Below are 16,279 nucleotides of genomic sequence, written 5' to 3' on the forward strand. Positions count from 1 at the left end.
GAATGACCTACCTGGTCAAGGAGATCTTCTACACCCTGCAAGGCGAAGGGAGTCACGCTGGCCGTCCGGCCGTCTTCTGCCGCTTCTCCCGGTGCAATCTGTGGACGGGCCTGGAGAAGGATCGTCACCGTGCGATCTGCCAGTTCTGCGACACAGATTTCGTCGGAACTGACGGGGAAGGGGGCGGCCGGTTCCGGACCCCGGACGACCTCGCTCGGGCCGTCGAGCAGGCATGGCCGTCGTCGTCCAGGGAGCACCGCTTCGTGGTGTGCACCGGCGGCGAACCGCTCCTACAACTCGACGAAGCGGCGATCGACGCCCTGCACGCCCGCGGCTTCGAGGTGGCCGTCGAGACGAATGGCACCCGCGTACCGCCGAACGGCATCGACTGGCTCTGCGTCAGCCCCAAGGTCGGCTCCGAACTGGTCTTGACCTGCGGAGACGAACTGAAGCTGGTCTACCCCCAACTGGGCGGCGACCCTCGTCAGTTCGAGCACCTGGACTTCCGGTACTTCCGGCTCCAGCCCATGGACGGCCCGGACGTTGAAGCCAACACCAGGGCGACTGTCGACTACTGCATGAAGAACCCGCGCTGGATCCTCTCTCTCCAGACGCACAAGTATCTGGGAATTCAGTAATGGAAATCTTCCGCGAGTTCACCTTCGAAGCTGCACATCGCTTGCCCAACGTGCCCGAGGGCCACAAGTGCGCGCGCCTGCACGGCCACTCCTACAGGGTCATCGTCCATGTCGAGGCTCCCGTCGACCCCGAGTCGGGCTGGGTCATGGACTTCGGCGATCTCAAGAAGGCCTTCAAGCCCCTCGAAGCGCAGCTCGACCACTACTACCTCAACGACATCGAAGGTCTGGAGAACCCGACGAGCGAGGTCCTTGCCCGATGGATCTGGGAGCGGCTGAAGCCGACCCTGCCCGACCTCTCCGCGCTCACCGTCCGCGAGACGTGTACGTCCGGCTGCACCTATCGGGGCGAGTGAGCGATGCACGACATCCAAAACGAGACCGACACCCGCGGCATCGAGATCGACGAGGTCGGCATCAGCGGCCTGCGCTACCCGCTGTACTTCGAGGACGGCCACCTTCGTCAGGAGGGCATCGCCGAGATCGAAGTGACCGTACGGCTCCAGCATGACCGCCGTGGCACCCACATGAGCCGCATGGTGGCTCTCGCCCACGAGCACCTTCGCCGGTTCGATCCGCGAAAGCTGCCGTACGTGCTGAAAGTCGGTGCGGACCTCCTGGATGCACCGGCGCTCGCGGTGTCGGTATCCGTCCCGTTGAGTACGACGGTGATCGCGCCTGCGACTGGCACCGAGTCGTTCCAGGTTCACGATGTCCGGTTCGACGGCCGCTGGGACGACGGAGACACGAAGGTGATCACCTCGGTTACCACCGAGGTCACCAGTCTGTGCCCGTGCTCGAAAGCGATCTCTGACTACGGCGCCCACAACCAGCGCAGCCGCGTCATCCTGTCCGTGACAGGACACGGGGAGACTCCCTATCCCTTTGGGGTGCAGCAGGCCGTACGACTCTTGGAACGGTGTGCGTCCGCCCCCGTCGTCCCCTTGGTAAAGCGTCCAGATGAACGTGTCCTGACGATGCAGGCGTACGACCACCCTGTGTTCGTCGAAGACATTGCCCGCGAAGTCAGCCACGTCTGCCGCGAGCGGGGTCTTCGTCACTCGGTGAGGGTCCGCAACCTAGAAAGCATCCATAGCCACGACGCCGTCGCATACGTCGCCGGGTGAGGGAGCATTGGGCAGAAGCCACTGCCGCATAGTTCTACTCAGATCGGGTGGTTGCCTCGATAGAGCAGTGGATGATGTGCTCCATGCACTCGCATCCATTGCTGGACTTGAAGTCGTTGATCTGTTGGAGCCGTACCTGGAAGAAGGCCGGGTCAAGGTCGACGATCAGCAGCCAGGGGATGCGGCCGAACGGCTCGACAGGCAGCATGAGGAATCCGGGGGCAGGGGGCCATCAACGTCCCGTGCTGGATACCTGTTTCTCGGCGCATCGCCTACGTCAGTTATCGGCTCAGCGGTGCCTGAAAGCTGCAGCCGGGATTGAGCCTCTGGCGACCAGTGGACGGCAGAGGTCCACCTGGTCTCCGGAGAAGGCGTCGACATGGTCTCCGTGTTGCCGCGAAGCCGTATGAAACCACGCGCGTCGACTCCGCTGGCAACGGGCGCGAGGGCGTGCCTCCTCCTCGCTACCGGGCTCGCAGTGCCCCAAGTTCGGCAACCGTACGCTCAGCCAGCGGCTCCGCCGCCACGTGGGCGGTATCGAAGAGCTCCAGCCCTAAGGTGTGATCTCCACTGCCGCACCCGTCAGTCACCCGCAGCTGCCTTGCATACGGCAAGACTCTTGCGCTCCAGATCGTCCACGATGCATAAGCCCGGCCTTGTCCGACCTCCGTCGCCACCACGGGGCGTAAGTGCATCCCAGCAATAATTGCATGCGCGTACACTCGGGGAATGATCATGCGGTCTGCGGGAACCTCAACATCAATTAGCTCTGTTACGCCTGGTCAAGGGATCTTATGAACGTCCCACCAGCAAAACCCCAGTTGATCTGGGGTTTTCTGTTTTCCCGGCCCTGATGACGCTTCCCTTCGGGTCTCCGGGGTACGCCCGCCGCCCTGCAGTGCCGCCTCGGGTCAGACCATGCGGATCGGGTGGTCGAGCACGGGCTTCGAGAAGTCGGGCGGCTGACCGCTCAGCCGGGACGGCACAACCGTCACGGCTCCGGCAACGGGGGTCTACCTGGTGGCCTCGACGCTGGCGACGCAGCGGGACGGCCCGGAGGGCCTCTTGGGCTCCTATCAGGTGCAACTCCTACGCAACGGACGCTCGTCTCGTTGCGGCAGCGGCAGAACACAAGGGCCACCTACCCGACGGGGATCAGCGGCACGGGTGTGTCTTCCTCAACCGTGGCGACACCCTCTCTGCCGGGCAGCCGGCCGTCGGCTCCGTCCGGCTCCGGCCGCCAGGTCGTCGTTGACGGCTTGGCCTGCAGCCCCGGGGCGGAGGGCGACCACACCACCCGACTCGGCCGGATACTCGTGGCCGCCGGATGCTCAGCGTGCGAGGAGGGCCCCGGGCCGGTGTGGATGTCGGCGGCAGACGGGACGGACACGAGCGTTCCCGACCAATGCTCGTAGCCGACCGGGCTCCCGCCCCAGCGGACGCGCGCCATCTGCTCCCCGTCACCACGGCCCCCGCACGGACACCACCACGCCCATGGAACCAGTCGCACGCGGATGCCCGGAGCGCACCACGTCGCCGACGGCGAAGCGCCGGCCGTACTGCTCCCGCCCGTACTCGGACACCGGCTGCTCCGGTGTCGCCTCCACCACCACAGCCGCGCCGGCCGCCTGGACGGCGTCCGCGAGGAGCCCGCTTCATGGCCGGACACGACTTCTCACACTCACGCACCTTCTCGCCGGACGCGATATGCGCGACGTCGCACGTGCTGCGATGAATCCCGACGTGGTAGACGTGCCCGAAACCCTCCGCCCCCTCTCGGCCGCGCTCACCGACGCCCGGATGTCGTGCTGGGCGACACTCGTCTGCCGGCGGCGCCTGAAGAACCGCAGAGCATGCTCCTGTTACGAGCTCTGAAGCTTCACGTCCTCACAGTCAGGAAAGGGCGACGACCTTGACTGTGGCATAGTGATCGACTCGGATTTGTCGTGTCCAGAACATAGGGGGCCAGGTGGACTGGCAAGATCGGGACGACGTCCGGCGTGCGGTCGAGAAGGGCATGCGCGAGGCCCAGCGGGAGGCTCAGCGCAAGGCGGAGCGGCAGCGGCGCCAGGCTGAGAAGCGAGCACGGCGCGATGCCCAGCGAGAGACTCGGCGCCGTTCAGTCAGTTCGAGTGGCGGTTCGAACGGGTCGGCGTGGGACGGCGTGTTCGCGTGCGGCCCGCTGGTGGGCCTTCTCGTCCTGCTGGCCATCCTGTGGGTGGTCGGCATTCTGCCCTTCATATTCGGTGTTGTCTGGCTTGTCCTCGGACCATTCCTGGAGATCTTCTTCTGACAGGGGCAGGAAGAACTCTGCCCAGTCGACTTCCTCATGTTCAGGACGCCCGACGGCTCGATGCCGGTCCTATCGGAGATCCCCTGGAGAGTGGGCGCCTCTCACAGGGGGTCGATCAAACTCGATCCGCGTGAAGCAGTGAGGGCCTTGCTCTGCAGCTAGCTAGCGAGTGGCGCGCTTGCCCCACGTCTCGGTTGCAGCGCCTTGTTTGCCGGGCGGCCGGAGTCACCCCCCCTGGGTGGACCGTGACACGTGGCCACACGCGACCCTCAGCGGTCAAGGAAGCCCGGAAACACCCAGGAAGAGCCTGTGCTCATGAGGGACGACTAAGCCTCTTCAGGTCGGTGTTTCCGTAAGTCAAGAGCCTGAAGGGCTGGAGCCCGAGGTGAGAGTTCAAGTCCCCCTGGACACCGGTGCGGTTGCCCGACCAGCCACGCACCCAACGGCCCAGCGGTTTTGCCTCCCGAACCAGGGCGCGCGCGGCCTGCGCCGGCCCTGCCTCTCCCCCCATTACGTCTCGGCGCGCCACAACCAACGTCCCCACGGGTTCACCGTTCGGGGGATCGATAATGTCTACTGTGATGTTGGTGAAGCGGGCCGACGACGAGAGTTCCGCCCTCTCATCAGGCCCGGCCGGACTGCGGGAGAACGCGAACACACCGCCGGATGCTAGGCTCCGCCTCACCAGCGGCAGGAGTGCCACCGGGTCCGTGAACCACACGGGGCCGAAGGTCGACAGCACTACCTCGAAGCTGCTGGGATGGTCGGTCAGAAAGTCTGCCGCTTCCGCTGTCCGGAAGTTGAGGCCGGGAACGTCTCCCCGGCGGGCTTCTGCCTCGACCCATTGAGTCGGTGCGATCTCGACGCCACCGTGGTGATCAGCGCATGCTACGTGGCCCGCAAAACCCCAGCCATACAGGAAAAATGCGCTCACCGTGTCGCGGAACACGCTTTAAGAGCTGTCCCGTAACTACTGATCGGGGCGGATGCCCCGGACGTGTGCGATCACGTCTGGTTGCCCCAGGCCGGCACGGTTGATCCGGCCTCGGCCTCGGATCACGCCGTCAGCGGCCAGCCTTTTCTGCAGTGCGTCGGGGGCGAGGGGGGTCTCGAAGCCCTCGCAAAGGCCTCGCCCCGTATCTGCGTACTCGTAGCGAACCGCGTACGCCCTTCCCGCGTGATGCCATTCGCAGCGAACCAGCGGTCGTGCGAGGACTGCCTCGAACCATTCTGCCGCTCTGTTCGCCAGCTCCGCAGGAGTGCCTGCGGCTTCGAAGGCGAACTCACTCGTGGTCTGCCGGATAGTGAAGTCCTGGTTGTGGAGTTCGCCCCCACGGACGACGGAGCCGTCGAAGTGGGCGCCCACTGTCAGAACTCCCTGGTTGAGTTGCGGGTCACCGATGTCCAGGTAGACGATCAGCCGGCCGTCGGAGGTGTGTGCCGATGGCAGCACGACAGTGTCGAGTGGATCCACCGGCCAGGATCCCGCGCGTTCGGCCAGAACGTCCACGAACGCGCGTTGCGCGACGTTCAGGTCGTCCTCGTCATACTCGAACCAGGGGATCTCATCCATAACCGCACTCTACGGGCGACACAGGGCCGGCTGTCCGGGAGCTGCCGCCCGGGACGATGCGGTTCCCTTTCGGAAGAGGACGCCACTAACCACGTCGGTCTGTCGGTCTTCCGATTCGGTGATCAGGCTCTGGTCACACCTCACCTGGCCCGTTGCGGAGCACTGTGAGGAACTCCGGGGGCGCGACCGACCGTCAGTGGTTCGGGGGCGGTTGAGGGGGTGGTCGGGCGGGTAGGGGCTTCGCGCTGTGCGGAGCATGACAAGGAGCTGCCCGTTGCACGAGTTCACCGTGCCGCCCCTGGTGACGGCGCCCCCCGCCGGCGGTCTGGCGGATGTCGTGTTCGACCGTGCCGCGGAGGATCCGGGGCAGGCGGCGTTCGGGCGCAAAGGGCCGGACGGCCGCTGGCGGGACGTGACGGCGGGCGCGTTCCGCGATGAAGTACTGGCGCTGGCCAAGGGGTTGCTCGCCGAGGGCGTGCGGTTCGGCGACCGCGTGGCCGTCATGTCCCGTACGCGCTACGAATGGACGCTCTTCGACTTCGCGCTGTGGTCGATCGGCGCCCAGCCCGTGCCGCTGTACCCCACGGCCTCCCCCGAACAGGTGGGCTGGATCCTGCGCGACGCAGGCGTGACGGCCTGCGTCGTCGAGCACGGGGACCACGCGATGACGGTCGGTTCGGTCGTCGACCGGCTGCCGGGGCTCAGCCGTCTGTGGCAGCTGGACGCCGGGGCCGTCGAGACGCTGAGCGCCGCCGGGGCGCGGATCGGTGACGACATCGTGGAGCGGCACCGCATGGCGCTCACCCCGGCGACGCCGGCCACCGTCGTCTACACCTCGGGCACCACGGGCCGCCCCAAGGGCTGCGTGCTGACCCACGCCAACTTCATGGCCGAGGCCGACAACGTCGTCAGGCGCTACGAGCAGGTCTTCCGCTCCCGGCCCGGCGACGAGGCCGCCACGCTGCTGTTCCTGCCGCTGGCCCATGTGTTCGGGCGGATGGTGCAGGTCGCGGCGGTGCGCGGGCGGGTCAAGCTCGGCCACCAGCCGCAGCTGACCGCCGCCGCGCTGCTGCCGGACCTGCGGGCGTTCCGGCCCACCTTCGTCCTCGCGGTCCCCTACGTCCTGGAGAAGATCTTCGCCCTGGCCCGGCGCGCGGCGGAGACCGAGGGCCGGGCCGGGCCCTTCGAGCGGGCCGTCGACGTGGCGGTGCGCTACGCGGAGGCGCTGGAGCACCGCTCGTTCGGCACCGGCGCGGGGCCGGGGGCCGCGCTGCGGCTGCAGCACCAGGTCTTCGACCGGCTCGTCTACGCCAAGGTGCGGCAGGCGCTGGGCGGGCGGGTGCGGCACGCGATGTCGGGCGGCTCGGCGATGGACCGCCGGCTCGGGCTGTTCTTCGCGGGCGCGGGCGTGAGCGTGCTGGAGGGGTACGGGCTGACGGAGACGACCGGCGCGGCGACCGCCAACCCGCCCGAGCGGCCCCGCTACGGCACGGTCGGGCAGCCGGTCCCCGGCACCACCGTGCGCATCGCGGGGGACGGCGAGATCTGGCTGCGCGGCGGCCAGGTCTTCGCCGGCTACCTGGGCGACGCGCGGGCCACCGGCGCAGTGCTGCAGCAGGGCTGGTTCGCCACGGGCGACATCGGGCGGCTGGACCCGGACGGCTATCTGACCATCACCGGGCGGAAGAAGGAGATCCTGGTGACGTCGGGCGGCAAGAGCCTGTCGCCGCTGGCCCTGGAGGAGCGCGTCCGGGCGCACCCGCTCGTCGCCCACTGCGTGGTCGTCGGCAACGACCGCCCGTACGTGGCCGCCCTGGTGACGCTGGACGAGGAGGCCGTCGCGCACTGGCTGCACCTGCACGGCAAGGCACCCGCGGGCCCCGGCGGGCTCGTGCGCGACGCGGATCTGGAGGCCGAGATCCGGCGGGCCGTGGTCGCCGCGAACACGCTCGTCTCGCAGGCCGAGTCCATCCGGGCCTTCCGGATCCTCAGCGCCCGCTTCACCGAGGAGGAAGGCCTGCTGACCCCGTCGCTGAAGCTGAAGCGGAAGGCGATCGAGGTGGCGTACGCACGGGAGGTCGACGCCCTTTACCAGGAGTAACCCCAGGCGTGTGCCCTGGCGGGTGAAAAATGCCGCGCCGTGCGGGAATGGTGTGGCGGTTGCGCCTGTTCGCAAATGGAGTAGCACGTACCGCTTTCTCCGAACGTAAGGATCGAGCACCCGTGAGCAAGGCCTTCCCCGCCACCGTCACCCTCAACAACGGCGCCGAGATGCCGCGGCTCGGCTTCGGCGTCTGGCAGGTCCCCGACGCCGAGGCGACGGCCGTCGTCGAAACCGCCCTGGCCGCCGGGTACCGCAGCATCGACACGGCGGCGGTCTACGAGAACGAGGCCGGTACGGGCAAGGCCCTCACCGGCTCGGGCATCGCGCGCGACGAGCTGTTCGTGACGACGAAGCTGTGGAACCACGCCGCCGAGACCTGGACGCGCGACGGCGTCCTGCGCGAGTTCGACGCCTCCCTGGAGCGGCTCGGCCTCGACTACGTCGACCTGTACCTCATCCACTGGCCGCGCGCCGTCCGCGACGACTACCTCACCATCTACCGCACGTTCGAGGAGATCGCCGCGAGCGGCCGCGCCCGGGCGATCGGCGTCTCCAACTTCAAGCCCGCCCACCTGGAGCGACTGCTGGCCGAGACGTCCGTCGTGCCGGCCGTCAACCAGATCGAGCTCCACCCGTTCCTGGCCCAGACCGAGCTGCGCGCCTTCCACGAGCGCCACGGCATCACCACCGAGGCGTGGTCGCCGCTCGGCCAGGGCAAGGACCTGCTGACCGCCCCCGTCATCGCCGGGATCGCGGACAAGCACGGCCGCACCCCGGCGCAGATCGTGCTGCGCTGGCACCTGCAGCTGGGCAACGTGGCGATCCCCAAGTCCGTGACGCCCTCCCGCATCCGCGAGAACATCGACGTCTTCGGCTTCTCCCTCGACGCCGAGGACCTCGCGGCGATCGCGGCGCTCGACAGCGGCACCCGCCTGGGGCCGGACCCGGACCAGTTCGACCTCTAGATATCCAGAATCCAGATATCCAGACTTCCAGAACATCTGGAACACCTGGAACATCCCCCGGCCCCCCGGCCCGCAGTGGAGTCCGGTCGCTCCGGCTATAAGGTCACGTCCATGCTGCTCATGCCCTGGACCCCGCCGACCGACATCGAGGCGCAGTTGCAGGCCGCGACGGCGCGCGGGGACTGGGACGGCCAGCTCGGCGCCCTCGCGGTGGCCGAGCTGTACGTGGACGCGGACAGGGCCGAGGCCGACGGGCTGGTGCCGCCCGCGCCGCTCGTGCCGTACCGCGACCCGGCCTCGAAGAAGCGCTGCCTGCCGGTGTTCACGCGCGGCGCGCTGCCGCCCTGGCGCCCCGACCGGGTCTTCCAGCGCACCGCGCTGGACGAGCTGGCCTTGGAGTGGCCGCACGACAAGTGGCACCTGGCGGTGAACCCCGGGCAGCCGTCCGCGGCCGTCGTCCCGGCCACCCCGCTGGACCGGGAGGCGTGGCTGGAGGTCTACGCCGAGGCGCCGCCGCGCGCGCCCGGCCTCCTGCTGTCCCTGTACACGGGCCCCCTGCACGGGCCTCTCGCCCACGGTCTCGCCTGCGGCGCGCCCTTCGCGGTGCGCGACGGCGTGCCGTGGAACGAGCTCGGCGGCGTCTACCGCGACTACGACGAGGACCGTGCCGTCCTGCACGGCGCGTGGGGCGTCGTCGATCCGGCAGGCTGGTGGCACCTGACGCAGCGCCTGCTCGCCGGGGACGGGGCGGGGCGGGAGGCCGGGTTCGCCCTGCGGGCCCGCGAGGGCCTCGCCCGGCACTCCGCGGACGGGGCACCGGCCACCGCACAGTGGCGGGAAGCGGTCGCCCACGTCCTGACGCACCGCGCCGCGCCCGCGGCGGAGGTCCGGGCGCTGGACGCCACCGTCACCCGGATCGCCGATACCGAGGAGCAGCTGGTGCGCGATGCCGTGCTCCCGCCGGGGCAGCGCGTCTCCTCCGTCGCGGCCCACGACCTCGCGGGCGCGGTGACCCTCGCCCGGCTCGGGCTCTCCGCGCGGCTGTGCTCCCCGGCCGATGCGGAACGGGTCGTCCTCGCGGCCGGTGAGGCCGCCCGCAGGACCTACGGGTCGTGGCCCGCCTTCTCCGCGGGCCTCCTGCTGGGCGGGGCCCTCGCGCCCGGCGCCGGGGACCCGCGCGCGGCCGTCTCCGCACACGACACCGCGGTGACCGTGCACCGCCTGCTCCTCGGCGACCCGGCCGGCCCCTGGCTCAACATTCCCTGGTCGTAACGGCCCTGCCGCCCCGCCCCCGCGAGGCGCCGCACGGACAATCACGGGATGGGCGTACCGACCGACGACGGGGCAGCACGATGAGCCGGCGCAGTGCGGCCGCCGGCCGGGACAGCGCGGCGAGCCGGGGCAGTGCGGCAAGCCAGGACACGGGCGTGTCCGTCGCCCTGTTCACCTCCGATCTCCGGCTGCACGACAACCCCGTCCTCACCGCGGCGCTACGGAGCGCGCCGCGCGTCGTCCCCCTGTTCGTCGTGGACTCCGGCATCGCCGCCGCCGGCTTCGCCGTGCCCAACCGCGCGGCGTTCCTGGCCGACTGCCTCGCCGCGCTCGACAAGGGACTGCGGGCCCGGGGCGGGCGGCTGGTGGTCCGCAGCGGCGAGGCCGTCGCGGAGGTCTGCCGGCTGGCCGCGGCCACCGGCGCGGGCGAGGTGCACGTCGCCGCGGGCGTCAGCGCGTACGCCCTGCGCCGCGAGGAGCGGCTGCGGAGCGCCCTGGCGGCGGACGGGCGGCTGCTGTGGGTGCACGACGCGGTGGTCACGGCCGTGCCGCCCGGCGCCGTCCTGCCCGCCGGCAAGGACCACTTCGCGGTGTTCACCCCGTACTTCCGCCGCTGGTCGGCCGAGCCGCTGCGGCCGGTCCTGGCGGCCCCGCGCGCCGTCCGGGTGCCCGACGCGGACTCGGAGCCGCTGCCCCCGGCGGCCGCTCTGGCGCGGGGCACGGCGTCGCCCGGGCTGCCGCGCGGCGGCGAGGGCGAGGGCCGCCGCCGGCTCGCCGCCTGGCGGCGCGGCGGGCTCGCGCGCTACGCCGACCGCCACGACGACCTTGCGGGGGACGGCACCTCGCGCCTGTCCCCCCACCTCCACTTCGGCAGCCTCTCGCCGGTGGAGCTCGCGGCCTCGGCCCGGGAGCGGGCCGAGGCGGGCTGCGCAGGCGCCGCGGCGTTCGTGCGGCAACTGGCCTGGCGGGATTTCCACCATCAGATGCTGGCGGCCCGGCCGGAGGCGGCCCGGCACGACTACCGGCCCCGGCAGGACCGCTGGCGCGAGGCGCCGGAGGAGCTCGCCGCGTGGCGGTCGGGCCGGACCGGCTACCCGGTCGTCGACGCCGCGATGCGCCAGCTCGCACACGAGGGCTGGATGCACAACCGGGCCCGGCTGATCGCCGCGAGCTTCCTGGCGAAGACCCTCTACCTGGACTGGCGGGAGGGTGCCCGGCACTTCCTGGACCTGCTGGTCGACGGCGACGTGGCCGACAACCAGCTCAACTGGCAGTGGGTGGCGGGCACGGGCAGCGACACCCGCCCCCACCGCGTCCTCAACCCCCTGGCGCAGGCCCTCCGCTTCGATCCCGGGGGAGCCTACGTGCGCCGCTGGGTCCCCGAGCTGGCCGGCCTGCCGGGCCGGGCCGTCCACCGGCCGTGGCGGCTGCCGGCCCCGGAGCGGGCGCGCCTGGACTACCCCGAACCGGTGGTCTCGCTGGAGGAGGGCCTGGCCCGGTTCCGGCGGGCGCGCGGGCTCGACTGACACGGACGCGACGGACGCGGGTCCGCCCGAGCCCGGGCCGGCGCCCGCCGTGACCCGCTCCGCCGGGGCGTACCAGGGCTCAGCGCCCGCCGTGCCCCGCGGCGACGGCCTCGATGCGGCGGGCCAGCTCGACGTCCAGGCCGGTGACCTTGCCGCCCGCGCTGTGCGTGTTCACGCTGAGCGACACGGTGTTGTAGCCCAGCGTCGCATCCGAGTGGTGTCCCAGCTCCTCCTGGATCTGAGCGATGTGGACCACCATGGCGGCGGCCTGGAAGTGCCCGTCGAAGCGGTAGGTGCGGCTGATGCGCTCGCCGTCCGTGGTCCAGCCGGGCAGCTCCTGGAGGCGCTCCTCGACGTCCTTCTGGGAGAGCGGTTCGACGGCCATGACGTTCCCTTTCGTGGGTGGGTGCCCGCAGGGGGGCCGTGGCGGGTTCCCTAGTGGTTGCCGTGGTTGCCCGGGGTGTGCCCGCGCCGGGTGCCGGTGACTCAAGCGTCCCACGGGGCAGGGGTGCTTTCGCGCCAATGTCACGCCGCGGCGCACGGTGAGTCGGACGCGCTCTACCAGGCACAGGGTGACGCTCCTATGCTCCTGCGCCGGACGTGACGCGTCACCGGCGGCAGGGGTGGGCATGGACGGTACGGGCAGCACGCGCAGGAACTTCATCGGCGGGGCGGCGGCCGTCGCGGCGACGGCCGGCACGGCGGCGCTCGGCGGGCGGGCCGCGGCGACCCCCCGCACCGGACCGGCCGGGGCGGGCCGCGGCAGATCCGCCGCCGGTCCGAGCGTCGCCGTCCTCGGCGGCGGCGTGGCGGGGCTGACGGCCGCGCACGAACTCGCCGAGCGGGGCTTTCAGGTGACCGTGTACGAGAAGAAGGCGCCCGGCGGCAAGGCCCGCAGCATGGACGTGCCCGGCAGCGCACGGGGCGGCCGCAAGGCCCTGCCGGGCGAGCACGGCTTCCGCTTCTTCCCCGGCTTCTACCGGAACCTGCCGGACACGATGCGCCGCATCCCCTTCCCCGGCAACCCGGGCGGCTGTCACGACAACCTGGTGGCCTCGACCGAGGTGATGCTGGCCCGCACCGGCCACGAGGACGTCCGGCTGCCGTTCCGGACGGTCGGCAAGCCGCCGCCGCTGCTCACCCCGGACGCCCTGCGCCGCGCGCTGACCGGCTTCCTCGACGCCTTCGGCACCATCCCCCTCCACGAGACGGCCTACTTCGTGAGCAGGCTGCTCGTCTGGCTCACCAGCTGCGACGCGCGGCGGACCGGCGCCTGGGAGCGGGTGCCGTGGTGGGAGTTCATCCGCGCCGCGAAGATGTCCCCGAACTACCAGCGGCTGCTGGCCATCGGCATCACCCGCAACATCGTGGCCACCAAGGCCGAGGTGGCCAGCACCAAGACGGTGTCGACGTGCATCGAGGCGTTCCTCTTCAACGCCCTGGGCCGGGGCGCCGACGGCGAACCGGACCGGGTGCTCAACGCCCCCACCAACGAGGCGTGGATCGACCCCTGGGTCGCCCACCTGCGCTCCCTGGGCGTCACGTTCGAGATCGGCTGGGCCGTACGGGACCTGGGGATCGCGCGCGGCCGGATCACCGAGGCGGTCGTGCAGGACGCCTCCGGCGCCAAGCGGTCGGTGACCGCCGACCACTTCGTCTCGGCGATGCCCGTCGAGCACGCCCGTACGACCTGGAACGCCCGGGTGCGGGCGGCCGACCCGCAGCTGCCGCGCTGCGACAGGCTGCAGACGGACTGGATGACGGGCATCCAGTTCTATCTGACGGAGCCGACGCCGGTCCTGCACGGGCACGTCAACCACATCGACTCCCCCTGGTCGCTGACCTCCGTGGGGCAGGCCCAGTACTGGTCGGGGCGCGACTTCCGAGCCGACTACGGGGACGGCGCGGCCGCCGACTGCCTCTCGGTGGACGTCTCGGAGTGGGACAAGCCCGGCATCCTCTACGGCAAGACCGCCAAGCAGTGCACGCGCGAGGAGGTCGCGCGCGAGGTGTGGGCGCAGATGAAGGCCTCCCTCAACGACACCGGGCGCACGGTCCTGAGCGACGCGAAGATCCACTCATGGTTCCTGGACCCGGCCGTGGAGATCGGCGGCCCCCGCCCGGTCAACGACGAGCAACTGCTCATCCACCCCACCGGCACCTGGTACAACCGCCCTTCGGCGCGCACGGCGATCCCCAACCTCTTCCTGTGCGGGGACTACGTGGCCACCGACATCGACCTCGCGACCATGGAGGGCGCGAACGCCGCCGCGCGGGCCGCGGTCAACGCCCTGCTGGAGGAGACGGGTTCGCGGGCGGAGCGGTGCACGATCACCCCGCTCTACCGGGCCCCCGAGCTCGAACCGGTCAAGGCCGAGGACGCGATCCGCTACCGGCTGGGCCTGCCCAACGCCCTCGACCTGGGGTGATCCGCCCCTGAGCCGAGCGCACCCGAGGTGATCCGCACCCGGGGGTGAAGCGCCCCGGGGGCCACGCGTTACGGTCAGATCATGACGACTGTCGTGGACGCCCCCGGTGTCGGCCCGTTGCTGCGGGCGTGGCGGGAGCGGCGCCGGATCAGCCAGCTGGAGCTCGCCCTGCGCGCCGACTCCTCCGCCCGGCACATCAGCTTCATCGAGACCGGCCGCTCCCGCCCCAGCCAGGAGATGGTCCTGCGCCTGGCGGACCATCTCGACGTGCCCGTACGGGAGCGCAACGCCCTGCTCGTCGCCGCGGGTTACGCCCCGGTGTATCCGGAGCGGCCGCTGGACGACCCGGCCATGGGCGGGCTGCGCGAGGGCCTGGAGCGGCTGCTGACGAGCTACGAGCCGTTCCCCGCGCTCGTAGTGGACAGCACCTACGAGGTGCGGGCGGCCAACCGCGGCATCGCGATGCTCCTGGAGGGCGTCGCGCCGTCGCTGCTCGCGCCGCCGCTCAACGCCATGCGCCTGACCATGCACCCCGCGGGCCTGGCCCCCCGCATCCGCAACTACCACGAGTGGCGCGCCCACCTGCTGCACCAGATGGAGCGCCGGCTGGCCCTGGTGCGCTCCCCCGCCCTGCGCGCGCTCTACGACGAGGTCAGCGCCTACCCGCTGCCGGACTCCGGGCGGGAGCGGGCCCGGCGGGAGGGCGACGTGCCCTTCGCCCTCCCCCTGGTGATCGATCACGCGGGCCGCACCCTCTCCTTCGTCTCGACCATCGCGACGTTCAACACGCCGATGGACGTGACGGTCTCGGAGCTGGCGATCGAAACGTTCCTGCCGGCCGATCCGGAGACCGCGCGGCTGCTCGGCGGCTTTACGCCGTGATCGCTCCCGGGCCGGAGTGCGCCGGCCGGGAGCGCGTGCCCCTCACGATGCCGGGTGCGGCGGGAAGGGTCGATGACCGCTGAGGTAAGGGAGCCCCGGTCAGCCGGACTTGCGGTCCACGTACTCGAAGACCGAGCCGTCCGGGTGCCGGGCCACCAGGTTGCGGCCGATCGGGGTGGGCACCGGCCCGGCGATGATCTGGGCGCCGACCGCCTCCAGGTCGCCGAGGGCCTCCTCGACGTCCGTCACCGCGATCGTGGCGGTGATCTTGCGCAGGATGGACAGCTCCCTCTCCGGACCGCTCATGAGGAAGAAGCAGCCGACAGCGGCCACCGCGACGCCGCCGCGGTGGAAGCGCAGCGCTTCGGCACCGGTCAGGCGTTCGTAGACACCGATCGCGTGGTCCAGATCATCGACGCACACCCGTAGCGAGGTCCCCAGAATGTTCATGGGAACCAGGCTAGTTGGCCGCACGGCACGGTGCGGGGCGCCGCGAGGATCCCGTCGGCGTCTCACGCTGCCGGGAGGCGGTACACCACCAGTGCCTCGTTCTCCTTCCGCAGGGTCAGTGCGCCGGGGGCGGGGGCGATCTCGCCGTCGTACGCCAGGTGCGTCCCCCGCCGGACGCCGCCGATGCGCAGGCTCCGCACGCGGGCCGTCCTGAGCACCGGCGAGTGCTTCAGGCTGCCGCCCAGGGCCGCGGCGAGCAGCCGCGTGCGGGCCAGCGGGCCGCCCGAGACCGTACGGACGTCGAGCACGCCGTCCGCCAGGTCGTGCCGGCGCACCGGTGCCAGGCCCAGCCCCCGGTAGGTGCAGTTGCCCGCGAAGAGCATCCACAGCCGGCGCCGCCTGCCGTCCACCTCCAGGCGGAGCGGACGGGCCGTGCGCAGCACGTGCACCGCGGCCAGCACGCCCGCGGGCCAGGCCCCGACGCGCGGTGCCCAGCGCTCGCGCACCCGCACCAGCTCCGGGTACGCGCCGATGCTGAAGGTGTTGAGGAACCAGCCGGCCTCCTCGCCGCCGTCCGTGCCGATGCGCACCATGTCGACGGCCACGGCGTCCCCGGCCTCCACGGCCCGGCAGGCGTCGGCGAGGGACTCGATGCCCAGGTCGTAGGCGAAGTGGTTGTACGTGCCGCCCGGCAGGACCGCGAGCGGCAGCCCGTGGCGGCGGGCCACGACGGCGGCCGCGTTGACGGTGCCGTCGCCGCCGAAGACGCCGAGGGCGCCGTCCAGCTCCCGGGCCCGCCGCGCGGCCGACTCCAGCGTCTTGCCGAGGTCCGCTCCCCCGTCCGGGCCGGCCGCCTCGTCCTGCCCGCAGGTGACGACCTCCGCGAGGGGCAGGGCGGAGCGCACCTCCTGTGCCGGGTCGGTGCGCGGGCCCGCCGCCCGCTGCCCGGACCCGGTGTTCACGACCACCACCAGGCCCTCGCCGCGCGGCAGGGCCGGGGCGTCCGCCCGGGGGCGGGCC

17 protein-coding genes and 1 pseudogene are annotated in these 16,279 nt (G+C 71.3%); 11 read left to right on the plus strand and 7 right to left on the minus strand.

The genetic code is table 11. From position 1 onward, the window contains the following. Window positions 1–2 precede the first annotated feature (2 nt). Genes queE through ACSNOG_RS10595 form a run of 3 tightly spaced genes read left to right on the plus strand, consistent with a single transcriptional unit; the run spans window position 3 to window position 1,765 of the window. Entirely contained in the window at window positions 3–638 is a 636-nt protein-coding gene (queE, locus tag ACSNOG_RS10585; protein ID WP_436752323.1) for a 7-carboxy-7-deazaguanine synthase, read from the plus strand. Next, window positions 638–994, plus strand: coding sequence for a 6-carboxytetrahydropterin synthase QueD (queD, locus tag ACSNOG_RS10590; RefSeq protein WP_436752324.1), 357 nt, complete (start codon window positions 638–640; stop codon window positions 992–994). The genes queE and queD overlap by 1 nt, the downstream gene beginning before the upstream one ends. Before the next feature lie 3 nt (window positions 995–997). After that, on the plus strand, window positions 998–1,765 hold the full coding sequence (locus ACSNOG_RS10595; protein WP_436752325.1) for a GTP cyclohydrolase I FolE2: 768 nt from the start codon (window positions 998–1,000) through the stop codon (window positions 1,763–1,765). A gap of 34 nt (window positions 1,766–1,799) precedes the next feature. Here the strand turns inward: ACSNOG_RS10595 and ACSNOG_RS10600 are convergent, their stop codons facing one another. Further along, the gene (locus ACSNOG_RS10600) at window positions 1,800–1,973 is read right to left on the minus strand and encodes a hypothetical protein (protein WP_436752326.1); all 174 of its coding nucleotides are present in this window, start codon (window positions 1,971–1,973) and stop codon (window positions 1,800–1,802) included. A 1,252-nt stretch (window positions 1,974–3,225) separates the two neighbouring features. Further along, the gene (locus tag ACSNOG_RS10605) at window positions 3,226–3,372 is read right to left on the minus strand and encodes a hypothetical protein (RefSeq protein WP_436752327.1); all 147 of its coding nucleotides are present in this window, start codon (window positions 3,370–3,372) and stop codon (window positions 3,226–3,228) included. A gap of 362 nt (window positions 3,373–3,734) precedes the next feature. Between ACSNOG_RS10605 and ACSNOG_RS10610 the strand changes: the two genes are divergently transcribed. After that, window positions 3,735–4,058: a hypothetical protein gene (locus ACSNOG_RS10610; RefSeq protein ID WP_436752328.1), complete on the plus strand. Its 324-nt coding sequence runs from the start codon at window positions 3,735–3,737 to the stop codon at window positions 4,056–4,058. Between the two features lie 313 nt (window positions 4,059–4,371). Here ACSNOG_RS10610 and ACSNOG_RS10615 read toward each other — a convergent pair whose 3' ends face one another. Beyond that, complete coding sequence (locus ACSNOG_RS10615; RefSeq protein WP_436752329.1) at window positions 4,372–5,007, minus strand: hypothetical protein; 636 nt, start codon at window positions 5,005–5,007, stop codon at window positions 4,372–4,374. Between the two features lie 21 nt (window positions 5,008–5,028). After that, entirely contained in the window at window positions 5,029–5,631 is a 603-nt protein-coding gene (locus tag ACSNOG_RS10620) for a hypothetical protein (RefSeq protein WP_436752330.1), read from the minus strand. A gap of 78 nt (window positions 5,632–5,709) precedes the next feature. Between ACSNOG_RS10620 and ACSNOG_RS10625 the strand changes: the two are divergent. From ACSNOG_RS10625 to ACSNOG_RS10645, 5 genes and pseudogenes are all read left to right on the plus strand, one after another. After that, window positions 5,710–5,784: pseudogene (locus ACSNOG_RS10625) on the plus strand (XRE family transcriptional regulator); the annotation flags it as partial. 121 nt (window positions 5,785–5,905) lie between these two features. Then, window positions 5,906–7,732 (plus strand): AMP-dependent synthetase/ligase, encoded by a 1,827-nt coding sequence (locus tag ACSNOG_RS10630; protein ID WP_436752331.1) that lies wholly within the window; start codon window positions 5,906–5,908, stop codon window positions 7,730–7,732. Window positions 7,733–7,902: 170 nt separating this feature from the next. After that, window positions 7,903–8,700, plus strand: a complete 798-nt coding sequence (locus ACSNOG_RS10635) for an aldo/keto reductase (RefSeq protein WP_436752339.1) — start codon at window positions 7,903–7,905, stop codon at window positions 8,698–8,700. A 111-nt stretch (window positions 8,701–8,811) separates the two neighbouring features. Then, window positions 8,812–9,972, plus strand: coding sequence for a DUF1266 domain-containing protein (locus ACSNOG_RS10640; protein ID WP_436752332.1), 1,161 nt, complete (start codon window positions 8,812–8,814; stop codon window positions 9,970–9,972). Between the two features lie 80 nt (window positions 9,973–10,052). Then, window positions 10,053–11,498, plus strand: coding sequence for a cryptochrome/photolyase family protein (locus ACSNOG_RS10645; protein WP_436752333.1), 1,446 nt, complete (start codon window positions 10,053–10,055; stop codon window positions 11,496–11,498). 79 nt (window positions 11,499–11,577) lie between these two features. Here the strand turns inward: ACSNOG_RS10645 and ACSNOG_RS10650 are convergent, their stop codons facing one another. Beyond that, the gene (locus ACSNOG_RS10650; RefSeq protein WP_436752334.1) at window positions 11,578–11,883 is read right to left on the minus strand and encodes a 4a-hydroxytetrahydrobiopterin dehydratase; all 306 of its coding nucleotides are present in this window, start codon (window positions 11,881–11,883) and stop codon (window positions 11,578–11,580) included. 244 nt (window positions 11,884–12,127) lie between these two features. Between ACSNOG_RS10650 and ACSNOG_RS10655 the strand changes: the two genes are divergently transcribed. After that, window positions 12,128–13,927 carry a hydroxysqualene dehydroxylase gene (locus ACSNOG_RS10655; protein ID WP_436752335.1) on the plus strand — a complete coding sequence of 600 codons (1,800 nt, stop codon included), beginning with the start codon at window positions 12,128–12,130 and terminating at the stop codon, window positions 13,925–13,927. Window positions 13,928–14,008: 81 nt separating this feature from the next. After that, complete coding sequence (locus tag ACSNOG_RS10660) at window positions 14,009–14,809, plus strand: helix-turn-helix domain-containing protein (protein ID WP_436752336.1); 801 nt, start codon at window positions 14,009–14,011, stop codon at window positions 14,807–14,809. Window positions 14,810–14,908: 99 nt separating this feature from the next. On the opposite strand, the gene ACSNOG_RS10665 is transcribed toward ACSNOG_RS10660, so the two are convergent. Together ACSNOG_RS10665 and ACSNOG_RS10670 are read right to left on the minus strand one after the other, a co-directional pair. After that, window positions 14,909–15,259 (minus strand): VOC family protein, encoded by a 351-nt coding sequence (locus ACSNOG_RS10665; protein WP_436752337.1) that lies wholly within the window; start codon window positions 15,257–15,259, stop codon window positions 14,909–14,911. A 62-nt stretch (window positions 15,260–15,321) separates the two neighbouring features. Further along, on the minus strand, window positions 15,322–16,279 hold a 958-nt coding region (locus tag ACSNOG_RS10670), incomplete at its 5' end, for a diacylglycerol/lipid kinase family protein (protein WP_436752338.1).

Origin of the sequence: Streptomyces sp. URMC 124, from assembly GCF_051386455.1 — a bacterium.
Taxonomy (GTDB): Bacteria; Actinomycetota; Actinomycetes; order Streptomycetales; family Streptomycetaceae; genus Streptomyces.

Coding starts and splice junctions, on each gene's coding strand:
- queE (WP_436752323.1), top strand. CDS start 3: ATGACCTACCTGGTCAAGGAGATCTTCTACACCCTGCAAGGCGAAGGG.
- queD (WP_436752324.1), top strand. CDS start 638: ATGGAAATCTTCCGCGAGTTCACCTTCGAAGCTGCACATCGCTTGCCC.
- ACSNOG_RS10595 (WP_436752325.1), top strand. CDS start 998: ATGCACGACATCCAAAACGAGACCGACACCCGCGGCATCGAGATCGAC.
- ACSNOG_RS10600 (WP_436752326.1), bottom strand. CDS start 1,973: ATGCTGCCTGTCGAGCCGTTCGGCCGCATCCCCTGGCTGCTGATCGTC.
- ACSNOG_RS10620 (WP_436752330.1), bottom strand. CDS start 5,631: ATGGATGAGATCCCCTGGTTCGAGTATGACGAGGACGACCTGAACGTC.
- ACSNOG_RS10635 (WP_436752339.1), top strand. CDS start 7,903: ATGCCGCGGCTCGGCTTCGGCGTCTGGCAGGTCCCCGACGCCGAGGCG.
- ACSNOG_RS10640 (WP_436752332.1), top strand. CDS start 8,812: ATGCTGCTCATGCCCTGGACCCCGCCGACCGACATCGAGGCGCAGTTG.
- ACSNOG_RS10645 (WP_436752333.1), top strand. CDS start 10,053: ATGAGCCGGCGCAGTGCGGCCGCCGGCCGGGACAGCGCGGCGAGCCGG.
- ACSNOG_RS10650 (WP_436752334.1), bottom strand. CDS start 11,883: ATGGCCGTCGAACCGCTCTCCCAGAAGGACGTCGAGGAGCGCCTCCAG.
- ACSNOG_RS10655 (WP_436752335.1), top strand. CDS start 12,128: ATGGACGGTACGGGCAGCACGCGCAGGAACTTCATCGGCGGGGCGGCG.
- ACSNOG_RS10660 (WP_436752336.1), top strand. CDS start 14,009: ATGACGACTGTCGTGGACGCCCCCGGTGTCGGCCCGTTGCTGCGGGCG.
- ACSNOG_RS10665 (WP_436752337.1), bottom strand. CDS start 15,259: ATGAACATTCTGGGGACCTCGCTACGGGTGTGCGTCGATGATCTGGAC.